Genomic DNA, 24,483 nt, shown 5'->3' with positions numbered 1-24,483 from the left:
TATGTCTAAACCAATAGTTACAGGCTTGATGGCCTACGGAATGTCGGGCAGGATCTTTCATGCGCCGTTTATTAGCACCAACCCCGGCTTTACTTTAAAAGCAGTTGTAGAGCGCCATACCAAAAAGGCGGCAGAGATCTACCCGGATATTGTTAGTTATGACAATGTTGATGAGCTGCTGAACGATGGGGAAATAGAACTAATTATTGTTAACACGCCAAATAATACCCACCTGGAATATGCTATCCGTGCAATGCGGGCAGGTAAACATGTACTGATAGAAAAGCCAGCGGCAGCCACCTCTGCAGAAGTGAAACAATTGTTTGACTTAGGTCGTGAGTTAGGGAAACACGTAATGGTTTACCAGAACCGCCGTTACGACAGCGGATTTTTATCGGCTAAAGAGGTAATAGAAAGCGGACGGCTGGGCGACCTGATAGAGGTGACTTTCAGGATGGACAGGTATAAGATGGCTATTAATGTTAAAACCTTCAAGGAATCTAAAACTATACCTGCCAACGGACTGGTTTACGATCTGGGGCCGCACTTGATAGATAACGCCATTGCGTTATTTGGCAGGCCGCTTACATTTCATAAAACTACCGGCATTTACCGGGAGGGTTCTGAAGTGCCCGATTATTTTCACTATCACTTGACTTATCCAAACCAATTAAACGTTTACCTTACTTCAGGTTTATTGATAGCAGGTGAAACGCCTGGCTTTGTGGTTAATGGCACCCTTGGCAGTTTTATTAAAAACCGCACAGATGTGCAGGAAGCCCAACTGGACAAAGGCATGATGCCAACCGACCCGGACTATGGCGTTGAACCAGCCGGTAACGAAGGCCAGTTAACAACAGTTGCTATCGACAATAAGAAGTGCACCGAAGCGGTACCTTCGTTAAAAGGCGATTACATGCATATATTTGATGCGGCTTATCATACAATACGGGATAATGCGTTATTCCCTGTAACGGAAGAGCATATTGCCTGGCAAATGGAAATGTTAGAGGCTTAATATTATTTATCTTAGCAATGTTTACAATTAAAGAAATGAAGAGATTATTATTTGCGTTGAGCTTAATTATTGTTGCAGGTTGCTCAAGGGCGCAAAATATTCCAACGGTTATACCGGCCTATAAAATTTTAACGCCGGACAGTACTTATAAAACTTATGCTGACCTTAAGCGCGATAAGCCGGTAATGATCATCTATTTTTCGCCGGATTGCGTTCACTGTCAACATTTGATGAATGAGCTGAAACCCAAAATGGAAGCCCTTAAAAAAATGCAGGTTGTGTTGATCGCCTTTACCAGGACCGAGTACCCATACCTGCGATTGTTAAAAGATTTTAAAAAGACGTATAACCTGGCTAAGTACCCTAATGTGACGATCGGCACCGAGTACCCAACCTATAAGGTGCAGCAGTACTATCAGATCCGTACTACGCCGTACATTGCTATTTACGATCACGATGGCAAACTGGTAAAAGCCTATGCTAAGGTGCCATCTATGGATGAATTAATGGCTACTGTTAAAAAAGCGTAATTAAAGATATTCAGCATAAACAAGAAAGCCTCATCATTTAGGTGAGGCTTTCTTGTTTATATGGTTATAAGATTATTCTCCGCCTGTTTGGTCATGGGCGTGTTCTTCTCTAAACAACTTGGCGCTGAAGAAATCGTTATTCATGAATGCAATGTTATTCAGGGTGATTTCTTTGGGGCATTCTGCCTCGCAAGCGCCGGTATTGGTACAGTTACCAAAACCTTCTTCATCCATTTGGGCAACCATTGCCTGCACACGGCTGTAACGCTCTGGCTGTCCTTGTGGTAACAAGCCTAATTGGGTTATCTTAGCAGATGTGAACAGCATAGCTGATGCATTTTTACAGGCCGCAACGCAAGCACCGCAACCAATGCAGGTAGCCGAGTTAAAAGCTTCATCGGCGATAACCTTAGGGATAGCAATTAAGTTAGCATCGGGTACGCCACCGGTATTCACCGATACGAAACCGCCAGCCTGCTGGATCCTGTCGAAAGCCGAACGGTCTGTACCTAAATCTTTAATTACCGGGAATGCAGCAGCGCGCCATGGCTCAATAGTAATGGTTTCGCCATCGCTAAAGCTGCGCATATGCAACTGGCAGGTGGTAATAGCGCGCTTAGGGCCGTGCGGGCGTCCGTTAATATACAGCGAGCACATGCCACAAATACCTTCGCGGCAATCATGATCAAAATATATCGGCTCTTCATTTTTCTTGGTAAGGCTTTCGTTTACAACGTCCAGCATCTCTAAAAACGACATATCCGGCGAAATGCCTTCTGCCTTATAAGTCACAAACTTGCCGGCAGTTTGTGTATTTTTTTGACGCCATACTTTCAGCGTCAGGTTCATGTTTCCAGTACTCATATTTTTGAGTTTTGAGTTTTGGGTATTGAATTTTGAGTGGTCTTAGCTAAGCACCCGGTATTCAATACTCACCACTATTTATAGCTTCTCTGTGTTAACTTAACATTTTCAAAAACCAGTTCTTCTTTATTTAACTCTTCTTCCTGGTTTTCTCCCTTAAACTCCCATGCAGCAACAAATGCATAATGGTCATCGTCGCGCAGGGCTTCGCCTTCCGGTGTTTGTGATTCTAAACGGAAGTGGCCCCCGCAAGATTCACGGCGCATTAATGCGTCAGTAACCATTAGTTCGCCCAGTTCAATAAAGTCGGCAACGCGGCCGGCGTTTTCTAATGCGGCGTTAATTTCCTCGTTCTCGCCGGTTACAATGGCGTTCTTCCAAAAGTCAGCTTTTAGCTCTTTGATCATGGCCTTCGCTTTGGTCAAACCTTCTTCGGTACGCGCCATACCGCAATACTCCCACATGATGTGGCCAAGTTCGCGATGGTATTCCGAAACTGTTTTATTTCCTTTAAGAGATAAAAGCTTGTTGATGTAGGCTATAACATCCTGTTTGGTTTGTTCAAACGCCGGGTGATTTATATCAACCGGTTTTGGGCCTATGGTTGCCAGGTAATCGCCAACAGTGTAAGGAATAACAAAGTAACCGTCTGATAATCCCTGCATCAGTGCAGATGCACCTAAGCGGTTTGCACCGTGGTCGCTAAAGTTACATTCGCCCAAAGCATATAGGCCCGGTACATTTGTACTTAAATTATAATCAACCCAAAGGCCACCCATGGTGTAATGCACTGCAGGATAGATACGCATTGGCTGCTTGTACGGGTTCTCATCCGTAATTTGCAGGTACATATCAAACAGGTTACCATATTTGGCACGTACCGTGTCTTCACCTAAACGTTGTATCGCTTCGGCAAAGTCAAGGAAAACTGCAAAGCCCGAGCCACCAACACCTTTACCTTCATCAACAACCTCTTTGGCGTTACGTGAGGCCACGTCGCGCGGAACAAGGTTACCAAAAGATGGATATTTCCTTTCCAGGAAGTAATCGCGCTCATCCTCTTTAACCTGGTCGGCAGTGATTTCTTTTTTACGCAGTTTTTCTGCCACCTCAACCGTTTTAGGCGCCCAAACACGTCCGTCGTTACGTAACGATTCAGACATCAGCGTCAATTTACTCTGATGATCGCCGGAAACCGGGATACAGGTTGGGTGTATTTGAGTGTAACATGGGTTAGCAAAAAAAGCACCGCGTTTGTGCGCGCGCCATGCTGCTGTTACGTTACTACCCATTGCATTGGTTGATAGATAAAATACGTTACCGTAACCACCTGTACATAATAATACAGCATGGCCTGCATGCGTATCAATTGCACCTGTTTTCATGTTACGGGTAACAATACCTTTAGCGTGGCCATCAATGGTCACCACATCCAGCATTTCGTGGCGGGTGTACATTTTTACCTTACCCAGGTGTATCTGTCGGTTTAATGCCGAGTATGCACCTAAAAGTAACTGCTGACCTGTTTGGCCGCGTGCGTAAAAAGTACGTGATACCTGCGAACCACCGAAAGAACGGTTATCCAGCAAGCCACCGTACTCACGTGCAAATGGCACGCCCTGTGCTACGCACTGGTCAATAATATTAACAGATACCTCGGCAAGGCGGTAAACGTTACCCTCGCGGGCGCGGTAATCACCACCTTTAATGGTATCGTAAAACAAACGGTAAACACTGTCACCATCGTTCTGATAATTCTTTGCAGCATTGATACCACCCTGTGCAGCGATAGAGTGCGCACGGCGCGGGCTGTCCTGAAAGCAAAATGCTTTAACGTTATAACCCAGCTCGGCAAGTGATGCAGCAGCCGAAGCGCCAGCCAATCCCGTACCTACAACAATAATATCGTACTTACGCTTATTAGATGGGTTAACCAGCTTTAAGTTAAATTTATGCTTGCTCCATTTTTCGGCTAATGGGCCTTGCGGAATTTTAGCATCTAAACTCATTCTTTTCTTTTATTTATTTAGTGAGTAGCTGATTGTGCAAATATCAAGTGGGTTTAACCGCTGCTATCTGCCTATCAACTTATTCTAACTTAATCAACTACTTATTTAAACTCTGTATGTAATACACAACCGGCATTGCAGCAAATAGTAACGGTATCAGCACGGCAAAAAACCAGGTGCCGAAAAAGTAAATGATCGGCTTGTATTTACGGTGTATCCAACCCAGTGTATGGAACGCACTCTGGAAACCATGCAGTAAGTGAAATGATACAGCGCCCATGGCAATCACGTAAAATACAACGTACCATAAATGACTAAAGCTTGATGAGATCCGCGCGTGCAGATCTTTCACTCTCACGATCTCTACATTGTTTTCGGTTGAGTATGAACGCTCAAAATCCGGGTTAGACGGGGTAAAATCACTAACTACAGTTTCGCCGGTTATCTGGTTTGTTTTGTACTCTTTAAAGCCTAAAATGTTATTGTATTTATAGGTAAACCAAAAATCGCCCATGTGTATAACGATAAAAAGCAGCAGGATTGATCCCAGCAGCCCCATGTTTTTGGATGACCATGATGCCGGCGACTTGGTATGCACCGCATAACCAACCGGCCTTGACCTGCGGTTGCGTACAGTTAGTACCAGTGCGTAAACACTATGCACTATGATGGCTAAGTATAGCAGGTAAGCTACAACTTCAATAGGTGGAAAATGGGTTAAGAAATTTGCATAACTGTTAAATGCAAAACCCTGGTCGTTTTTAAACAACAACAGGTTACCACCAACGTGTACAATTAAAAAAGTACACAAAAACAAGCCAGTCAAAGCCATTATCAGCTTCTTTCCCAGTGATGAGTTAAAGGTTTGTTTAAATTCGCTCATTATTGATCAGATTATTTGTCAGGCAAAAGTATTTATTTAAAGCCAAAAGATATAAATGGATTTGCCTTTAGCTAGTGTTAATAACTATTTAGAAACGTTCTAAAGGAAACTCGATTTTCTATGTGATATTTAAGCGCCTTGACATTATAAGGCGATCACCTTATCCTTCAGCACGCCAAAAACATGATCAGCTTTACGGCTGACAATGGCGACTTTTCCGGTAAAACTTCCAAATGACGGTAAGATGGCCTGGTGCTTGCCAAAAGCAAAACAGGGTAGCGTAACACTTTGCCTGCCGCGCCCTACCAGGCTAACCCCGGGATGTATGTGCCCGCAAAGCACATAACCCTCCCTTTGCTGTACGCCGTCGCTTAATGGATGGTGCAGCATTAAAAACGGACCAACATGCAGCTCTTTATGCAGGAGGATGCCCAACTGATTGTAATGCAGGTCGTTGATTATATCGTGATTTCCCTTTATCAGGATGATCTGCAATTTTGGGAACTGACTGCGCCAAAGTACAAACCAGTCCCAATCATTATTCATATCACTATGGAAAAGGTCTCCTAAAAAGTAAATTTTCTCCGGCTTATATTCATATATCAGGTCCGACAGCATAGAGAGGTCCTGCTGCTCCATATTGCGCGGGATAGCTATCCCGGCCTTCCGAAAATGGCCTACCTTTCCAAAATGCACATCGGTAGCAATTAACGCTTTTTCCTGCTGCCAGTAAATAGCTTTTTGAGGTAATAGTAAAAGGTCCTGGTTTAAAAAATGGAAAGGGGTACCCGCACTTATCGTCATATCTGGCAGCAAAGATAAGGCTCATTAAGGGATGGTACAAAAAGCCCGATTACAATTTATTTATTATGTAAAAACAAAAGCCCGGCTTTTGGCCGGGCTCTGTTTAAAATTAAATCAATTACTGATTATTGTACATCAAAAACGTTGCTGAAGCTACCACCGTCAGGATAGTATCCTGTGATGATAAGGCGTCCGTTACGTAAGTTAGTGATCACTTTATCCATATCAGCAATGCTGTTTATAGGCAATTTGTTGATAGAGGTAATGATAGAGCCTACAGGTATTTCGGTATCATCAAAAATACCGCCCGGCCTAACCTGGGTAACCAATACACCAGAATTTACCTTGAATTTAGCTTTTTGCGCTTGTGTTAACGGCTGGAAGCTTGCCCCAAGTTTATTGAACAACTCTGACGCTGATTTAGATACCGCTGCGGTTTTAGGTGCAGGTGCATCAGCTTTAAGTGTTACGTTAAAGTTTTTCTCGCTGCCATCGCGTAAAACGGTGATGTTGATCTTATCGCCCGGCTGTAAACGGCCAACACGCTCCTGCAGGTCAGATGACTCATAAACTACATTGCCTTCAACCTTGGTGATGATATCGCCAGGTTTAATACCTGCCTGCTCTGCACCGCCGCCTGCTACCAGGCTGTTTACGTAAAGGCCGTTAGTTTTATCGGTTTTAATGTTTGCTGCAACCTCGGCATCGCTCAGGTCGGCAAAGCTTACACCAATGTAGCCACGTTTAACGCTGCCGTATTTCTTGATATCGTTTAACACCTTTTTAGCCAGGTTAATAGGGATGGCAAAACCATAACCCTCATAAGAACCGGTGTGCGATGCAATAGCCGCGTTGATACCGATCAGTTCGCCGTTGGTATTAACCAGGGCACCACCACTGTTACCGGGGTTAATAGCCGCATCAGTTTGGATAAAAGATTCGATACCTTTTCTTAACGACGGCTCTTGCTGCCTAACCGGGAACGGGCTGTCTTCGTCATCATTGTTACCGCGCCCAACAATGCCTAAGTTACGGCCTTTTGCACTCACAATACCTGCAGTTACGGTAGAGTTAAGTTTAAAAGGGTTACCAACAGCTAAAACCCACTCACCAACCCGTACTGCATCAGAGTTGCCTAATTTTACTATCGGCAGGTTATTGCCTTCAATTTTGATCAGGGCAAGATCGGTGTTAGGATCTGTACCGATAACCTTGGCCTGAAAGCTGCGGTGATCATTAGTAACGATGGTGATCTTTTCAGCCTTTTCAACAACGTGGTTATTGGTTACAATGTAACCGTCGGGAGAGATGATTACGCCCGAACCTGACGCCATTTGCGGGCCTTGCGGGCGCATGCGCTGACCAAACATCTGTCCGAACATCTGCTCGAACTGGTCCTGGCTGCCACTGCTTTTTGCCGCGTACGTAGTACGGATGTAAACTACCGCCGGGGTAACGTCGGCTGCTGCCTGTGTAAAATCGACAGAACCTGCCGATGATACCACTGACGAAGGGTTTACAGCGCGATTATTTGCAAAATATACTTTTTGCTTATCTTCAATGGTCATGTTATCAGCGTACTTGTTTTCGATAACCTTGTACACGCCCAACGCCATTGCACCGCCCACAAAGGCGGTTAATAATGTTAAACCAATTTTTTTCATATTTTTATTCACTTTCCTTTTTTACAGTTTATCTGTTTTTACAAACTCAAATTTAATACCATATAGACGATATAATCAACGATAAGTTATAAGCTATTTTGTTAAAATTTGTTAAATTGAAATAACTGTTGCCGCTTTTTTGTTACAGGCTGTTTTGTTTACTTTTACCAATTACTAATATACCAAACTAACGTGCATTTAAAATTTTATAAATACCAGGGCGCAGGTAATGATTTTGTACTGATAGACAATAGAGAAAATATTGTAAATCAGTTAGATAAAGAGCGGGTTGCGTTATTATGCGACAGGCGCTTTGGCATTGGTGCCGATGGCCTGATGCTGCTTGAAGAATTAGCCGGGTATGATTTTAAGATGGTATATTATAATGCCGATGGTAATGAAGGCAGCATGTGCGGCAATGGGGGCCGTTGCATTGTGGCTTTTGCCAAACAATTGGGTTTGATAACAGATACGACAAAATTTCTGGCTACAGACGGTGAGCACCATGCCAAAATTTCAGAAGATGGTAAATGGATAAGCTTGCAGATGATAGACGTTACCGAAATAGATAAAGACGGCGACGCCTACGTGCTGAACACCGGGTCGCCACACTATGTGAAACTGGCGGCAGACCTGGCCATTAAAGATGTTTATAACGAAGGGTACGCAATACGTAACAATGCTACCTATAAAGAAAACGGCATCAATGTAAACTTTACAGAAAAAGATGGCGAAGGATATTTTGTACGCACTTTTGAGCGCGGGGTAGAAAACGAAACCTATGCATGCGGCACCGGTGTAACGGCAGTGGCGTTGGCAATGGCCAAACACAATTCGCAATTTGGTACCATAAATACGCCTGTTAAGGTATTAGGCGGCAACCTCAATATCCGCTTCGATTACGACGGCGAAAAATTCAGTAACATTTACCTGGAAGGCCCGGCAGAACTGGTATTTGAAGGTGATATAACTATTTAGCAACCTGCATAATGCATGCTGCCTGTTACAAATTCCTATTTAACCGTAATGGCAATAGTTGGCGTTCGGTCGCTTTCATTTTTTAGCCTGTCCAGGGCGGTTACTACGTAAAAATATGTTTTACCGGGCTGCACATTGGTATCTAAATAAATCGGTTCAGTATCGTATTGAATATGGAGGATGTTCTTAGGATCAGCCATATCAAACTTTTCGCTTTCGGTAAAACGGTAAATCACATAGCCGTAAGTTTTCTCATTATCTTTTGCAGGTAACGGCGTGTCCCATTTCAACAGTACCGCATTTTTTTCGAGCTTGCCCAAAAAGTTCTGGGGTGGCATTGGCGGTACCGAATCCAGCCATAGCATTGGCGGCGGCAGGGCCGGGTAACGGTAAAAATTGGCCTTCAACGAATCTGACAAGTGGTTGGCATTTGCTACCAGGTTTAACGACCGGAAATAAACGCTGCCTTGTACCCGTGGGTTAGCCCTTATCAGCCGGAGTTGGTTAGGTATTTCTGACGGGTTTTTATATGCCGGGCTGCGTGCCTCGTAAAAACGGTAAGGTGCCTGGCCAATGTACAAATGCCGGTTATAAGTATTTAAACTCCACCAGTTCACTAATTTGTCAAAAGCTGCCTGGCGATGGTTTATCTGCCAGTAAATTTGGGGGTTAATGTAATCTATCCAGCCTTCCTGTACCCATTTGCGGGTGTCGGCAAAATTCTCATAATAAGATGACCCGCCTGCGGTTTCAGATCCATCCGGGTGCTGGCGGATGTTGGCCCAAATGCCGAACGGACTAATACCGAATTTCATGTTGGGCTTATACTTATGAATACTATCGCCCAGCATGTGGATCAGCTTATCCACATTATCCCGCCGCCAGTCGCGTATGTCGTCAAAACCCTCGCCGTACTTAGCATAAGCGTCGGCATCATTTATCACCTGTCCTTTAACCGGGTAAGGATAAAAGTAATCGTCCATGTGTATGCCGTCTACATCGTAGTTTTTTACTACATCCAAAATCACCTGTACAATGTATTCCCGTACTTCGGGCAAGCCCGGGTTAAACAATTTAATGCCCTCGTATATAAAAAACCACTCTGGTTTAGTTCGGGTGATATGATTTGGCGCAAGGGTGCTAAACTTACCATCAAATGTTGCACGGTAAGGGTTGAACCAGGCATGCAGTTCCATGCCGCGCTTGTGCGCTTCGGTAGTAGCAAACTCCAATGGATCGTAAAAAGGATTAGGTGCCTGGCCCTGTACACCCGTTAGATATTTTGACCATGGTTCGCGGCTTTTAGCGTAAAAAGCATCGGCAGCGGGCCTTACCTGGAACATGATGGCGTTAATACCCGTTTGCTGGTGCGAATTTAGCTGATTAATTAAATCCTTCTTTTGTTGTTCGCTGCCTCCACGTGCATTTTGCGGCCAGTCCAGGTTTACTACGCTGGCAATCCAAACCCCCCTGAACTCGCGCTTAGGCTCGGTTTGGTTAAGCGGTTGGGGGTTAGCCGTTTGGGCGAATGCTTGTGAAAGTAAAAGGGTGAAACAAACTATGAGGAAGGAGTATTTGAATAGACGCATTAAGCAGATGTTTTTATTAAAAGTCGCAAAGATATAAACTGATTGTTTAGCAGTTTTATTATTAATATAATAAATAGGGGCATTTTGTGTTTTAACCATATTGTACTTATTTTAGCCCGCAGCACGTTATAAACAACCGTTAAGGCAGTTTTTTGGATTATTAGTTCAATTTTGCCTACTTTTATTAGCATAAACAGAGAAACCATAGTTGATCAACAGGTGTAAGCCTTTGATGCTATAATTAAACTTTAATTATTACCATATGGAATACCAACCCCAGCCAGATCAAGCCCCAAAAAAGAATTCGAACGTTATTTATTTTTTGATAGCCGTAGTAGTGGCGCTTTTAGGTACCGATGTTTACCTGTATACTCAGAAAAATAAATCTGATACTAAAATAGTTTATCAAAACGATGAGAAGACCAGGCTGCAAACCGAGTTGGATAGCCTTGAGGCGCAAATAGAGCAGGTAAACTCTGGCCGGGCTAAAATGACTGTAGCCATGCAGGCAAAAAATGATTCACTAAAAGCTAAAATAAAAGTATTACGCAACGAACTGGCTAAAGGCAAGCTTACTGTTGCCGAGATAAGTAAAGCCCAGGAGGATATTAAACAGTTACGTTATTTTGTTACCAAATACACCGCAGACATTGAAGAACTGAAAAAGCAAAATGTAACTTTAGCTACCGAACGAGAAACGCTAAAGAACAACCTGGCTACTGTAAGCGAAAAGGCTACCACGCTGGAAAAACAAAACCAGGAGCTGGATACCAAGGTTAAGGTTGCATCGGCATTAAAAGTGGGCAGTGCCGATGTGGTAGCTTATAAAATTAAGAATAGTGGTAAAGAAAGTGATGTAACCAAGGCTAAACAAGCCCAAAAAATAAAGGTGAATTTTACTGTTGCAAGCAATTCTGTAGCAGAGAAAGGCCTGCATGATATTTACGTACGCATCATAGACCCAACAGGCAACCTGATCACTCCACCAGATGCTGGTACGTTCAATGCCGATAGCCAGGACTTGCAGTACACATATAAAACAGCTATCGACTTTAAGGATGATGGCAGCGGCTATACGATAGAGTGGGTTAACCCGATGCCATTCCAGAAAGGTACTTACACCGTACTGTTATATGCCGATGGCTTTACAATGGGTAAAACAGGCATTACGCTGAAGTAGTAACTTGATGATATGATAAAACCGGTTAAGCTTTTAACCGGTTTTTTTGTGTTATAGAAATTTGTAATACCAAACCATAGTGTGCTTAGTGGCGGTTTAACTATTCGTTTTGGCAAAGCAATCCATGGTTAGCTGCATGCTATCAAAGTAATAAGCTGCGATAAATTGTTACTATTGTTCTTTTATTGACCGATGAATAACACTGCCGGAGTTGACCTGACTTCGTACGCAGCTATTGCAAGCTTAGGTATTTACGCGATGTCGGCAGCAGGGAAACTCAAATAGAATGTAGTGCCGATACCGATAGTGGTTTCGAACCATACCTTGCCGCTGGCATTTTCGATAGAGTTTTTAACAAAAGCCAAACCTAAGCCAGTGCCAGAGCTTTTAGTGGTAAAGTTAGGTTCAAAGATCTTCTCGCGCATGTTCTCCGGGATGCCGTTACCGTTATCCTTTATCGTAAGCAAGATATTTTTGCTGGTGATCAAAAAGTTGATTTCGATAAGGCATTGGGTGTTATCCGGCGTAGCTTCAATAGCGTTTTTGAGCAGGTTGTTAAAACAGCGCAGCAGCTGGTCGCGGTCGGCTGCTATATCAAACGGTTTATCCGGCTGTACAAACTGAATGATAACGTTATCCATATGTTTAAATATGGTAACGGCCTGGTTAAGCATTTCAAAAATATTGATCCGTTCTATCCGTGTATCGGGCATTTTGGCGAATGCCGAAAACTCCGACGCGATGGATGATAAGCTTTCTATCTGCTCCACAAACGATTTGCTGAAACGCTCAAACTTAGCGTCGAACTTAGGGTCTTTATCCTTCCATGATTTATCCAGCAGCTGCAAGCCCAGTTTAAGAGGGGTTAGCGGGTTTTTAATTTCATGTGCAACCTGCTTGGCCATTTCGCGCCAGGCGCTCTCCCTTTCAGATTGTGCCAGCTTGATTGCGCTTTGCTCCAGCGCTGCTATCATGTTGTTATATTCTGCAACTAGCGCGCCGATCTCGTCATTACGTTCCCACTTAATGGGCTCATTCTTTTTACCGTAAATGGTTTTACTTAAATTGTATTGGATAAAATTAAGCGGAGCGGTTATCTGCCGCGCAATAATTACGGCAAACAAGCCTATCGCTATAAATACCAGCGCATATACATTGATCATGATGTTTAGCAATGAACCTATCCGCTCGGTGGCATCGCTTTCATTACTAAAGTAAGGCAACTGCAGGTAACCGATAGTTTCATGCTTGATGTTGCGTAATGGGGTATAGGCTGCCTTATACTTTAGCTTACCGATCTGCTCGTTATTTACTACCTCTGATTTTTGCTGTGCTTTAAGCGCTACAAACGCGCGGGAGTTCATTCGCCTGTCTAGCAAGCCATCTTCATAGATCTTGGGCTGGGTAGAGATAAGCGGAACGCCCTCCAGGTTAAACAGCGTAATATCAGCCGAGTAAGTGGCCGAGATTTGATCGAAAGCTACGCGGTTTTCTTCCGTTACGCTATTGGTAAAGTTCTTTAAAGGCCCTATTTCCAGTGCCGACGAGATCTGCATGATTTTAGTGCGGATCAGCTTATCCTGCTGCGACTCGTACTGGGTGCTTATAGATACAAAGGTGATGATACCTACCATTACCAGGGTGATTACCACTGCAAAGATCATGGAAAACTGAATGCGCGTTTTGTACAATACCCTGTCGAAGGTAATGTTGAAATTCCAGTTGATGCGGTCGTTACTTAAGTTGAAGAACTTAACCCTGATCCACAGCAAACGCACCCCGATAACCAATGCGCTAAAGACCAGTAATACAACAAAGAAGAAAGTTAGCGCCGTGAGTGTAGCCAGCACCTGGTTTTCGCGTTTGCTTACTACAATCAAATTGCGTTCGCTGGGTTTATATAATAAGTGGCTATACCGTGTAAACTGGTCAAAACCAATGGAATCGACACCCCGGTTTGATTGTGTGCTATATTTGCGGAGCTGGCCTTTAAAATCCCTGTTCACCACACTATAAACGTAGCTGCCGGTTTGGCCAATGAGTTTATTGTCGGTATAGAATGCGTAAGAGTAATCCTTAAACTCCGCTTCGGGCTTAATGTCTTTATCTATCAGCAGCTCGGGAAAAGTACCTGCCGACTGGAATGGTTTTGACCGCAGCTCGATCACAATCGTGCCCAGGTTTTTGCTGCCATCTGCAACCGGCAGTATGGCAAAATAGCTCTGAATACCGAAAGAATCGTTTTCCCGGTAAAAATGATCAGACACCTTCATGGAACTGTAAACTACCAGGTCCTTAAAGTTCTCGAGCGAGTAATTCTTATCAGCAGATACCGGACGGTTTTGTGTATCAAATTCGTGTACCTTAAAGTCGTATTTCGAGAGGTACCTGTCAAAATATAGCTTTTGCAGGCGGATCTTCAGGTAATCGTTGTCATGATCGTTAGTAATAAAGTACTGAACGATATAGCGGTCTTTTATGATTTGCTTCTCTACCTTTTTAAACAGGATGTCGGCCGTTAGGTCATCCGGGATCTCCAGGCGTTGGATCAATACCTTGCGGTTGTTATTCTCTTTTACCGATTCAAAGTAATTTAGCTTTATAGCCGCAATAACCGCGCAAATCAGCACAATAACCAGGAACGAACTGGCGGTAAACTTCTTTTCGTAAAACACATACGCGTAACCGCGAATAATTACCAGCGTACCCCAAAGCACATAAAATAAGGTAAAATTGCTTAACCAGGCGGCAACAGCGGTGGCAACTAAAATAGTACATACCAATAAAACAAGCTGCTGTAACGGGGCGATATCCAGTTTGGCGTAAACGGTTAACACGACTTCGGTAAGCAGCAAAAATATCATGAAGCTTAAACACAGCATCAGCACGCCTACCAGGCTAAAAGCGGTAAGGTTAAGCACATTATTTACATCAAAGTTGATCTTGGAATTGATGACCAGGCCATAAAACAAGTTAAGCAAGGTTGTTGACGTAATAAAGAGTATGGCCAGCCCTGCAAAAAAGATGATATAGCTAAATGCCCTGCCCGGTACATTGCGGATAAGCTTGCTGCGCTGGGTGTACATGAAGCTTACAAACCAGCAAATAGCGGTGATATTTACACACAGGTCACCAAGTGAAGGGTAAACACTACTGGATGCGTAAAATATTGGGTTAAATATAGGCAGCTGCTGCGCAAATGCAGGCCAGCCATAATACAGGTTTACAAACCGGAATGCTACAATAAATACCGCAAGGACCAGTAATGATAAATACGGCCAGTTTTTTTTGTTAGCCAGCCAGGTAACGATGCTGTGTATAAGAATGCAAAGGGTAAAGACGGTTAAAATCCAGATAAAGATCTCGAAAGAAAAGAAGTGGTTGTTGACCAGCCCTTTGATAAGCTTTAAGGAAAACAGGTATTTGCCGTTCAGATCATGGATGGCGAAAACGTCCTTATCGGTAAAATCGGCAATATCAATATTCTTATCATTGCTGATACCTTCGTAAAAGCTGTTTTCCAGGTATTTATTCTCAAACGCATATTCGTTTTTTACCGGGATAAGGAACAATACCTTTAGGTTGCCTTCGGTTCTCTTAATAACCTCGAAGTAGGCATTGGGAAAACGCAGGAACGAGTTGCCTTCCTTTATCTTTTTAGCATTGGGCAGGGCTTTAACCCCGGTCCAGAAATACAGTTCATCGTTTTTGTAAAGCAGTATCCAAACCCGGTTATTGATGGTGTAATTATTGATATACTGCAGCGCAGCGGGCGAGTTAAAGGTAAGCGCCTTTACGGCGTTAAAGCTGTTTTTGTTATTAATGATGTCATAAACCAGCTTTTCGCGCTTGTGCAGGTTGCCTTCAAGTACGTTTGCTGTCTGCGCAAGATTGTTTGCAGGGGTATAGGTCTTCTCAACAACTATTGCTGTAAATAACAAACTGGCAAAAAGGAGCGCCAGCAACAAACGAATTTTTCCGGCGGTAGTCACTCGGTTTATATTTACTTTAAAACATCCATAAAAACTAAAGCCATTCGTTGTGAACAGGATGGCTTTAGTACGATTATATTACAGCGCTTGCTGTTTCAACCTCTCTGTTTACCTTTTTTACCAGGCCCTGTAAAACTTTACCAGGGCCAACTTCTGTAAAGGACGTGGCACCGTCTTCCAGCATATGCGTAACGGTTTGCGTCCATCGCACAGGGCCGGTAAGCTGTGCTATCAGGTTATGTTTAATGTGGTTAAGATCCGTATATGGTTTGGCATCAATGTTTTGATACACCGGGCACACAGGCTCTTTAAACTCTGTTTGTACAATAGCTGCTTCCAGTTCTACCCTTGCCGATTCCATTAGCGGCGAATGGAAGGCACCACCAACGTTTAGTTTTAACGCACGCTTTGCGCCGGCTTCGGTCATTTTTATGCAGGCAGCTTCAATTCCGGCTATCGAGCCCGAAATTACCAGCTGGCCGGGGCAGTTATAATTTGCAGGTACTACCACATCGGTTAAACGCTGGCAAATATCTTCAACAGTAAAATCATCTAACCCTAAAATAGCAGCCATGGTTGATGGCTGTAGTTCGCAGGCTTTTTGCATGGCGTTGGCGCGTGCAGCAACCAGGCGCAGGCCGTCTTCAAATAACAAGGCACCCGCCGCCACAAGCGACGAAAATTCGCCCAGCGAGTGGCCGGCAACCATGTCCGGCTTAAAATCGCCGCCCATAACTTTTGCCAGGATCACCGAGTGTAAAAAGATTGCAGGTTGGGTAACATTGGTTTGTTTCAGGTCTTCTTCGGTACCGTTAAACATTACATCAGTAATGCTGAACCCTAAAATCTCGTTTGCCTTTTCAAAAAGTTCGCGGGCTTGCTCGCTTTGCTCATAAAGGTCTTTACCCATCCCCGGAAATTGGGCACCCTGCCCTGGAAAAATGTATGCTTTCATCTCTTTAGGTTGATTAGGTTAATTAAATGAGTAACGAATGATTATTGTTGCAACCAAATACTCACTTAATTAACCATTCACTATTAACTTAATCTGGCTGATATCAGGTTTAAAAATTCTGTCCTGGTTTTTTCTTTTAAAAATTCGCCGGTAAACGCCGATGTGGTGGTTGCCGAATTTTGTTTCTGCACCCCGCGCATGCTCATGCATAGGTGGCGGCATTCAATAACTACACCTACACCAATAGGGTTAAGGGTTTCCTGGATACAATCGCGAATTTCATTGGTTAATCGCTCCTGCACCTGTAAACGGCGGGCAAAAACATCAACTATGCGGGGGATTTTACTTAGGCCTACAACGTAGCCGTTTGGTATATACGCCACATGCGCCTTACCGAAAAACGGCAGCATATGGTGCTCGCACATCGAGTAAACTTCAATGTCTTTAACAATTACCATCTGGCTGTACTCTTCCTTAAACATAGCCGAGTTAAGGATCTCTTTAGCATCCAGATCATAGCCGTGGGTTAAGTATAGCATGGCTTTGGCAATACGCTCGGGCGTTTTCAAAAGTCCTTCGCGCTGTGGGTTCTCGCCTATTTGCTTAAGTACATCCAGGTAATTTGCCGACAGGTTTTCAATCAGTTCGGGGTTATAGCGATCAATTTTCTGATAGCCATTTATACCCTCATCCCTGTCAGGAATATTGTTATCGTTGTTCATGGGTTAGGGTTATCCGCCAAAGTATTCGGCAGAGTTGTTTTCTGTTTCGTACAGTTTAACGGAGTGTAAAAAAACACCCTCATAGGCTTCTATAGGTGCTTTTAACTGGTTAAATATTTCAATGGTCAGCAATTCTGTCGATGCCATTTTGCCTTTCATAAAATCAACATCCAAATTGATGTTCTTATGATCCAGTTTTTCTATAACGTACTGGTTTATAATCTCTTTTAGTTCCTTTAAGTCTATCAAATAGCCGGTTGCGTGGGTAACCTCGCCCTTTACGGTTACAAATAAATTGTAATTGTGGCCATGCCAGTTAGGATTGGCGCATTTGCCAAAAACCTCGAAGTTTTTTTCTGCGCTCCACTCGTCGCGGTACATCCGGTGTGCCGCATTAAAATGTTCTTTGCGCGTTATGTGTATCATCATAGCAGTTAATGGTGCAAATATACAAAACAAAAACAGGCCAGTTGTTTTATCTTAGCTGTCAAAAAAGGTGTTATATGCGCATATTATTTGTAGCGGCAACGGAGTTTGAGGTTGAAAGCCTAGTTGAAAGTAAAAAGTTAAAAGTTAAAAGTAAAAAGCTCGGCTTCGACAGCTCTTCACTCACTACTCCCCACTCACTGCTCATAACCGGCGTTGGGATGGTAGCAACCGCATATGCTTTAGGGCGCGAGCTGGCTAAGAATCAATATGACCTTGCCGTAAACCTGGGTATTGCCGGCACTTTCGACCGCAATATTGCACTGGGGGATCTGGTAGAAATAACTGAAGATACGATAGTCGAATTAGGCGCCGAGGATGACGAAACGTTTTTATCCATAAGCCAGATGGGTTTTGGCAAAGAAAGTTTTGCGGCAACATATAGCCTTACCGGCCTTACCGCCACGGCTAATATTAAACCAGCCACTGCTATTACCGTAAATACGGTGCATGGTAATGAGGCATCTATTCAAAAAGTGCAGCAGCGCTTAAATGTGCAGATAGAAAGCATGGAAGGCGCGGCATTCTTTTATGCCTGTAACGAAGCAGGCGTGCCTTGTATGCAAATCAGGGCTGTGTCAAATTACATTGAAAAACGCAACCGCGAGGCTTGGCAGATAGGGTTTGCCATTAAAAATCTGAATAAATTTGCGGTGGAAATAGTGGAAAGTTTTGAGTTATAGGTTTTGAGTTTAAATCACTCGGATAACTCTCTACTCATCACTTAAAACGCACAACTACATATGAAATTAACCATTGGCTTTTCGCCCTGCCCTAACGATACCTTTATTTTCGACGCGCTGATCCACCATAAGGTAGATACCGAAGGCCTGGATTTTGAGGTGTTTTATGACGATGTAGAAACGCTTAACCAAAAGGCATTTCGTGGCGAGCTGGACATAACCAAACTGAGCTACCATGCCTTTGCCTACGCTGCTGATAATTATATCTTACTGGATTCGGGCAGTGCACTGGGCTTTGGTGTGGGGCCGTTGCTCATTTGCCTGGGTAACGCTGAGGAACTCCAAACAAAACTCTCCAAGGTTAACTCCCCGGTTAAAATTGGTATTCCCGGCAAATACACCACAGCAAATTTTTTACTGAGCCTGGCTTTCCCGGATGCTAACAACAAACAGGAACTGGTTTTCTCAGACATTGAGAATGCGGTTTTAGATGGCCGGATTGATGTAGGCCTCATCATCCACGAAAACCGGTTTACCTACCAGGACAAAGGCCTCCACAAGATCCTGGACCTGGGTGATTATTGGGAGAAACGTACCGGCTGTGCTATCCCGCTGGGGGGGATTGTAGCTAACCGTAATTTACCGTTAGACGTTCAGCAAAAAATAAACCGGGTAATCCGTCGCTCTATAGAATTCGCCTTTGCCAACCCCAAGTCAGGACTGGAGTATATCCGCTCGCACGCACAGGAAATGAGTGAAGAGGTGATGTACAAGCACATTGATTTGTATGTAAACGATTTTTCAATCGATTTGGGTATTGAAGGCAAAAAAGCGGTAAAGCTGTTATTTGATACCGCGCTCGAGAAAGGCATCATCCCGCAAATTAGCGAGAATTTGTTTTTGAATCCATAAAGCATAGCTGATTCATTATTTAACAGAGAGTTATAGATGATAAACGCCGTCGCCCGGCTTAAACCAAGTGACGGCGTTTATACGCGTGCCGCAGAAACGTTTACGCCTTAGGCTTCTCTGCTAAAAGATCATCCGTTAACTTCTCAAACTCACTGATAAACTCAGTATAGTGCGCACCTGTGCCCGGCCCGCTAAAACCGGTGTGGATTTTTCTTACATCGCCGGTTTTATCAATAATGATTGTTGTTGGAAAACCAACCACCTTTGTTAATGCAGGCAGGCTTTTGGCTGTCTCTGCTTTGTTATTTGTGAAACCGGTTATCAATAATGGATATTTAATGTCGAACCGGTTTTTAAGCTGCAGCAGTGTTTTTTGCGATTTGGTAAAATCGGTAGTGCGCTCGTAAGCCAGGCCCACAACTTCTACTCCCTTAGGCTGATATTTTTTATAATAGTTTACCATGTAAGCGGTCTCATCCATACAGTTTGGGCACCACGACCCGAGGATCTGTACGATTACCACTTTGTTTTTAAAACGCGCATCGGTTAACGACACCGGTTTGCCTGCAAGGTCTTTAAATGTAAAATCGAGTTTTTTGTAACCGGGTTTTAAGGCTGTTAACGAGTACGCATCCGGCAATTTTGCGTTTTCATCCCTGGTAGCTATCCAAACATCTTTCCCGGTTGCGCCCGAAAAGAATTTGCCGTTAGCAATGGTTTTGTCACCGGAGATATCGGCGGTAAATAAAAACGCGTGGCCGCCGTCAAAGCAGGACAGGTAAAGCTTATTGCCCGCAACAGTGCCTTCTAAAAAGCGGTAATCGCCGGTGGTAGTTAAAAAAGTACCGGTAACCTTAGCGCCGGTTTGTTTAAACTCGCCCACAGTGGTATCACGCCCTTCACCTTCACCAATTATGGCCGACCAGCGGCCGCTTACATTATATTGGGGCTTTTCGGCATCTTTAAAGAAACGGTAAGGGGTTGCGGCGGTGGCGGTAAAATCCATAGGTACATCCTTTTCGCCCAGGTGTTTGATAAAATGCCCCGATAGCGTGTTGCCGGTTTGCTTTAACCTGAATTCCGAATCGAACAGCGGCATTTTTATAAATACCGAATCGCCTTTTAAAACAACATCGGTTACTTTGAACCGCTCGTTACTATTAATAATAGTAAGTTGTTGCTTATCGCCAGCGTTTCTAACTTCAAAATTAAAAGGGATAGTGGCCCTGAACTTCCCGAGTGTGTTAATTGAGGTTGAATCATTAACCGCAATAACAACCTGCATTATTTTGCCGCCATCAGTTTTCAACGCGCCGCGCCATATACCAGTTTGTAATTTTGTTTGCGCGGTGCTTATTTGGGTAAGCGCAGCAACAAATGCCGCGCTTAAAAGAATTTTCCTAATCATGGATAAAATAGTCTACTAAGTCTATATACTTTATCAAAAGTAATAAAAGCAGCTAACTATTTCAATACTTCGCGGGATATGACAATACGCTGAATTTCAGACGTACCTTCATATATCTGGGTTATCTTGGCATCACGCATCATCCGCTCTACGTGGTACTCTTTTACAAAACCATAGCCGCCGTGGATCTGTACTGCCTCTACAGTGGTGCGCATGGCAGTTTCTGATGCAAACAACTTAGCCATAGATGCCGCTTGTGCATAAGGCAGCCCTTGATCTTTTAACCAGGCCGCGCGGTGGCAAAGTAACCGGGCCGCCTCAATTTCGGTAGCCATATCTGCCAGCTTAAACTGGATAGCCTGCAGGTCGGCAATGGTTTTGCCAAAGGCTTTCCGCTCTTTTGCATATTGTACCGATAGCTCATAAGCCCCGGCAGCAATTCCTAAAGCTTGCGATGCAATGCCTATCCTACCGCCTTCCAGCGTTGCCATAGCGAATTTAAATCCAAAGCCATCCTCGCCGATACGGTTGGCCTTAGGCACTTTAACATCGGTAAACATCAAAGAGTGCGTATCTGACCCGCGAATGCCTAATTTATTTTCTTTGGCGCCCACGGTAAAGCCTTCCATTCCTTTTTCAACTATCAGGGCATTGATACCACGGTGCTTTTTACTGGCATCCGTTTGCGCCATTACAATATATGTAGATGCGCTGTTGCCATTAGTGATCCAGTTTTTTGTGCCGTTTAACAGGTAATAGTCGCCCATATCGATGGCGGTAGTGCGCTGCGATGTAGCGTCAGAGCCGGCCTCGGGCTCGCTCAGGCAAAATGCGCCGATAACTTCGCCTTTAGCCAGCGGTACCAGGTATTTTTGTTTTTGTTCTTCGTTGCCGTATTTCTCCAGCCCAAAGCATACCAGCGAATTGTTTACCGATACCAATACCGATGCCGATGCATCAACTTTAGACAGCTCTTCCATTACCAGCGAATAGGATATCGCGTCCATACCGCTGCCCCCATACTCAGGCGATACCATCATGCCCATAAAACCCAGTTCGCCCAGCATCTTAACTTGTTCGGCAGGAAATTTTTGGTGTTCGTCGCGTTCAATAACGCCGGGTTTTAGTTCGGTTTGCGCAAAGTCGTGCGCCGCCTGGCGTATCATCAAATGTTCTTCTGTAAGTTCAAACTGCATGGCTGATAATTGAAAAACTAAAGGTATAAATATTATGCATGCATAGCAAAATTGACGGTACAAAAAAAGAGAGCCTTTTGCGAAGCTCCCTTTTCCCCTAATTAATTTAAACTATTGATTAAACCCAAAATAAAAGAACATGTTCATCTCAACTTGGGCAACTGAGAATTCAATTTTAAGCCTGGATCATCAATAAAAAGTTTTTCACAGGTAGATGAAATGTTTTTAGATGGATGCAGGACCATTTACACTTGAACAAAACTTACGCCATATTTTACAACCCTGGCGGGTAGGGGCGGGTGCAAGTATTGGTATCTGGATTTTTTCAGAAAAAAATTTCAAATTTTTTGTTTTAGCCGCGCTTTAAGCTCACTTTTAAAAAATATTACGGTAAAACAGATGTATAGAAAAAATACACAGTCTGTTTTTCAATACAAGTGCTGTATTTATTTTAATACAAATTCAAAATGATGATCAAAAACATCCAATCGATAGCACTTGCGACTTGCGCAGCGCTGGCCTTATTTACAAGTTCCTGCAAACAGGATATGGCTAAAATTTACGAGGCTAACGACCCGCTGATTAAGAATATGGACGCATCGGCAAAACCCGGCGATGATTTCTTTTTATACGCAAACGGAAAATGGCTCAAAGAGAACCCAATACCTGGCGCGTACTCGTCATGGGGCATTGGTAACCTGGTGCAGGAAGATCTGCGCAGCAAACTAAAAAAGATCAACGAAGACGCGCTGAAACAAAACGCTGCCAAGGGGAGCAACACCCAAAAGATAGGCGATTTTTACTATAGCGGCATGGATACCGTAACGATTGAAAAACAGGGCATCACACCGTTAAAGGCCGAGCTTGCCCGCGTGGATGCTATTAAAGATGTACCCGGCCTGGTAAATGAATTTGCCTACCTGGAAACCATTGGTGTACAAACGCCCATAGGTGCGTATGCGGGTCAGGACGACCGCAACAGCGCAAAGATAATTTTGCAACTTTCTCAGAGCGGGATAGGCTTACCTAACCGCGATTATTATTATAACAAAGATGCCCACACGGTAGCCGTTCGTAACGATTACCAGCAAAGTCACCTGCCTGCGTTATTTAAATTTTTGGGATATGCAGATGCCGCAGCAAAAACCGCAACCCAAAAAACTTACGAACTGGAAAAATTCCTGGCAGATAGCTCACGCAAATTGGAAGACCTGCGCGACCCGTACAAAAACTATAATAAAATGCCGCTTGCGGGTTTAAGCAAGCTGGCGCCTTTGGTTAACTGGAAAGCCAGCTTCGAAAAAATGCAATACAAAGGCGTTGATACGGTAATAGTAGGCCAGCCGGAATATTACAGGGCGGTAAATACGGCGCTTACCAGGTTCAGTATCGACGATTGGAAGAATTACCTCCGCAAAAATATCATCGATGAATTTAGCCCATTTTTAGCGAAGGCTATGGCCAACGAAAGTTTCCGTTTTTATGGAACGGTGATCTCCGGTAAAAAGGAGCAATTGCCGCGCTGGAAACGGGTGATAGATATGGAAAACGGACTGATGGGCGAAGTACTGGGGCAGATCTTTGTAAAGGAATATTTCCCCGAGCCTACCAAAAAACGTTACGAAGATATGGTAGAGGCTGTACGCGCTTCATTCAAAGACCATATCGAAAAACTTGACTGGATGAGCCCGAAAACTAAGGAACGTGCTTACGATAAGTTGAAGAAGGTGAACCCGAAAGTGGGCTTCCCTGATCATTGGAAAGATTACTCCGGGCTTGAAATTGACCGGTCATCTTATTTGAATAATGTTATCCGCGGCACCCAATTCGCGCATAAATTTAACGCGGATAAATTGGGTAAACCGGTAGACCGTAACGAATGGGGGATGACGCCGCAAACCTATAACGCCTACTACAACCCATCTAATAACGAGATTGTATTACCTGCCGCCATATTTATGGTGCCGGGCACAACCGATGCTAATATTGACGATGCGGTGGTTTACGGTTACGGCGCGGCATCAACAATCGGCCATGAAATTACCCATGGTTTTGACGACCAGGGCCGCCAGTACGACGAAAAGGGTAACCTGAAAGCCTGGTGGACAACGCAAGACTCGGCCAAATTTGCTCAACGAGCCCAAATGCTGGTAGATCAGTTCAATGGTTATAAAATAGGCGATCAGCATGTGAACGGTAAAGCTACCCTGGGCGAAAATATCGCGGATCTGGGTGGCATCGTTATCGGCCTGGATGCCTTCAAAAAAACACAGCAATATAAAGAGGGCAAACTCATTAACGGCCTCACGCCAACCCAGCGCTACTTTATGGGTTTTGCTTTAGGCTGGTTAGGGCAAGATCGTAAAGAGGCGTTAGCCAACCAATTAATGGTTGATGTGCACTCGCCCGGGTTTATGCGGGTTAATGGGCCGTTTACCGATGTGCCGGAGTTTTATGAAGCGTTTAAAATTAAAAAAGGCGATAAAATGTGGTTAGACCCGGCTAAAAGGGTCAAGATCTGGTAAGCAGCCCCACCCAACCCTCCCCGGAAGGGAGGGCTTTTTAAAGTCTCCCCTCCGGGGGAGATTTAGAGGGGGCTGCTACCGACGG

At 44.0% G+C, this 24,483-nt stretch carries 19 protein-coding genes; 7 read left to right on the top strand and 12 right to left on the bottom strand.

Annotated features, from left to right (window positions below; translation table 11 throughout):
* Position 1: 1 nt before the first annotated feature.
* On the top strand, positions 2–1,018 hold the full coding sequence (locus ACE5CV_RS04260; RefSeq protein WP_374948919.1) for a Gfo/Idh/MocA family oxidoreductase: 1,017 nt from the start codon (positions 2–4) through the stop codon (positions 1,016–1,018).
* A gap of 35 nt (positions 1,019–1,053) precedes the next feature.
* Positions 1,054–1,548 carry a TlpA family protein disulfide reductase gene (locus tag ACE5CV_RS04255; protein ID WP_374948918.1) on the top strand — a complete coding sequence of 165 codons (495 nt, stop codon included), beginning with the start codon at positions 1,054–1,056 and terminating at the stop codon, positions 1,546–1,548.
* Positions 1,549–1,620: 72 nt separating this feature from the next.
* On the opposite strand, the gene ACE5CV_RS04250 is transcribed toward ACE5CV_RS04255, so the two are convergent.
* The 5 genes from ACE5CV_RS04250 to ACE5CV_RS04230 all read right to left on the bottom strand — a co-directional run bounded on the left by ACE5CV_RS04250 (position 1,621) and on the right by ACE5CV_RS04230 (position 7,772).
* Positions 1,621–2,412 (bottom strand): succinate dehydrogenase/fumarate reductase iron-sulfur subunit, encoded by a 792-nt coding sequence (locus tag ACE5CV_RS04250; RefSeq protein ID WP_374948917.1) that lies wholly within the window; start codon positions 2,410–2,412, stop codon positions 1,621–1,623.
* A 74-nt stretch (positions 2,413–2,486) separates the two neighbouring features.
* Complete coding sequence (locus ACE5CV_RS04245; protein ID WP_374948916.1) at positions 2,487–4,421, bottom strand: fumarate reductase/succinate dehydrogenase flavoprotein subunit; 1,935 nt, start codon at positions 4,419–4,421, stop codon at positions 2,487–2,489.
* Between the two features lie 97 nt (positions 4,422–4,518).
* Positions 4,519–5,304, bottom strand: a complete 786-nt coding sequence (locus ACE5CV_RS04240) for a succinate dehydrogenase cytochrome b subunit (RefSeq protein WP_374948915.1) — start codon at positions 5,302–5,304, stop codon at positions 4,519–4,521.
* Positions 5,305–5,448: 144 nt separating this feature from the next.
* On the bottom strand, positions 5,449–6,108 hold the full coding sequence (gene pdeM, locus ACE5CV_RS04235; protein WP_374948914.1) for a ligase-associated DNA damage response endonuclease PdeM: 660 nt from the start codon (positions 6,106–6,108) through the stop codon (positions 5,449–5,451).
* Between the two features lie 125 nt (positions 6,109–6,233).
* Complete coding sequence (locus ACE5CV_RS04230; protein ID WP_374948913.1) at positions 6,234–7,772, bottom strand: Do family serine endopeptidase; 1,539 nt, start codon at positions 7,770–7,772, stop codon at positions 6,234–6,236.
* A 192-nt stretch (positions 7,773–7,964) separates the two neighbouring features.
* Here ACE5CV_RS04230 and dapF point away from each other — a divergent pair, with 192 nt between their 5' ends.
* Positions 7,965–8,750, top strand: coding sequence for a diaminopimelate epimerase (gene dapF / locus ACE5CV_RS04225; protein WP_374948912.1), 786 nt, complete (start codon positions 7,965–7,967; stop codon positions 8,748–8,750).
* A gap of 35 nt (positions 8,751–8,785) precedes the next feature.
* On the opposite strand, the gene ACE5CV_RS04220 is transcribed toward dapF, so the two are convergent.
* Positions 8,786–10,339 (bottom strand): glycoside hydrolase family 10 protein, encoded by a 1,554-nt coding sequence (locus ACE5CV_RS04220; RefSeq protein ID WP_374948911.1) that lies wholly within the window; start codon positions 10,337–10,339, stop codon positions 8,786–8,788.
* Between the two features lie 262 nt (positions 10,340–10,601).
* Between ACE5CV_RS04220 and ACE5CV_RS04215 the strand changes: the two genes are divergently transcribed.
* Positions 10,602–11,519: a hypothetical protein gene (locus ACE5CV_RS04215; RefSeq protein ID WP_374948910.1), complete on the top strand. Its 918-nt coding sequence runs from the start codon at positions 10,602–10,604 to the stop codon at positions 11,517–11,519.
* Positions 11,520–11,770: 251 nt separating this feature from the next.
* Here ACE5CV_RS04215 and ACE5CV_RS04210 read toward each other — a convergent pair whose 3' ends face one another.
* The 4 genes from ACE5CV_RS04210 to ACE5CV_RS04195 all read right to left on the bottom strand — a co-directional run bounded on the left by ACE5CV_RS04210 (position 11,771) and on the right by ACE5CV_RS04195 (position 17,614).
* Entirely contained in the window at positions 11,771–15,511 is a 3,741-nt protein-coding gene (locus tag ACE5CV_RS04210; RefSeq protein WP_374948909.1) for an ATP-binding protein, read from the bottom strand.
* Between the two features lie 73 nt (positions 15,512–15,584).
* Entirely contained in the window at positions 15,585–16,466 is an 882-nt protein-coding gene (gene fabD / locus ACE5CV_RS04205; protein WP_374948908.1) for an ACP S-malonyltransferase, read from the bottom strand.
* Positions 16,467–16,549: 83 nt separating this feature from the next.
* Complete coding sequence (gene folE / locus ACE5CV_RS04200) at positions 16,550–17,188, bottom strand: GTP cyclohydrolase I FolE (protein ID WP_374948907.1); 639 nt, start codon at positions 17,186–17,188, stop codon at positions 16,550–16,552.
* 9 nt (positions 17,189–17,197) lie between these two features.
* Entirely contained in the window at positions 17,198–17,614 is a 417-nt protein-coding gene (locus tag ACE5CV_RS04195; protein ID WP_374948988.1) for a 6-pyruvoyl tetrahydropterin synthase family protein, read from the bottom strand.
* A gap of 77 nt (positions 17,615–17,691) precedes the next feature.
* Between ACE5CV_RS04195 and mqnB the strand changes: the two genes are divergently transcribed.
* Both mqnB and ACE5CV_RS04185 read left to right on the top strand, forming a co-directional pair.
* A complete protein-coding gene (gene mqnB, locus ACE5CV_RS04190) occupies positions 17,692–18,357 on the top strand; it encodes a futalosine hydrolase (protein WP_374948906.1) in 666 nt (221 codons plus the stop codon).
* Between the two features lie 60 nt (positions 18,358–18,417).
* Positions 18,418–19,269, top strand: coding sequence for a menaquinone biosynthesis family protein (locus tag ACE5CV_RS04185; protein ID WP_374948905.1), 852 nt, complete (start codon positions 18,418–18,420; stop codon positions 19,267–19,269).
* Between the two features lie 100 nt (positions 19,270–19,369).
* On the opposite strand, the gene ACE5CV_RS04180 is transcribed toward ACE5CV_RS04185, so the two are convergent.
* On the bottom strand, positions 19,370–20,677 hold the full coding sequence (locus tag ACE5CV_RS04180) for a peroxiredoxin family protein (RefSeq protein ID WP_374948904.1): 1,308 nt from the start codon (positions 20,675–20,677) through the stop codon (positions 19,370–19,372).
* Positions 20,678–20,733: 56 nt separating this feature from the next.
* Positions 20,734–21,873, bottom strand: a complete 1,140-nt coding sequence (locus tag ACE5CV_RS04175) for an acyl-CoA dehydrogenase (RefSeq protein ID WP_374948903.1) — start codon at positions 21,871–21,873, stop codon at positions 20,734–20,736.
* A 467-nt stretch (positions 21,874–22,340) separates the two neighbouring features.
* Between ACE5CV_RS04175 and ACE5CV_RS04170 the strand changes: the two genes are divergently transcribed.
* Positions 22,341–24,398, top strand: a complete 2,058-nt coding sequence (locus tag ACE5CV_RS04170) for a M13 family metallopeptidase (protein WP_374948902.1) — start codon at positions 22,341–22,343, stop codon at positions 24,396–24,398.
* Positions 24,399–24,483: the final 85 nt, after the last annotated feature.

The organism is Mucilaginibacter sp. (assembly GCF_964263795.1).
GTDB lineage: Bacteria > Bacteroidota > Bacteroidia > Sphingobacteriales > Sphingobacteriaceae > Mucilaginibacter.
Note: the sequence above shows the minus strand (reverse complement) of the source record. Positions and strands in the feature narration are given on the sequence as shown.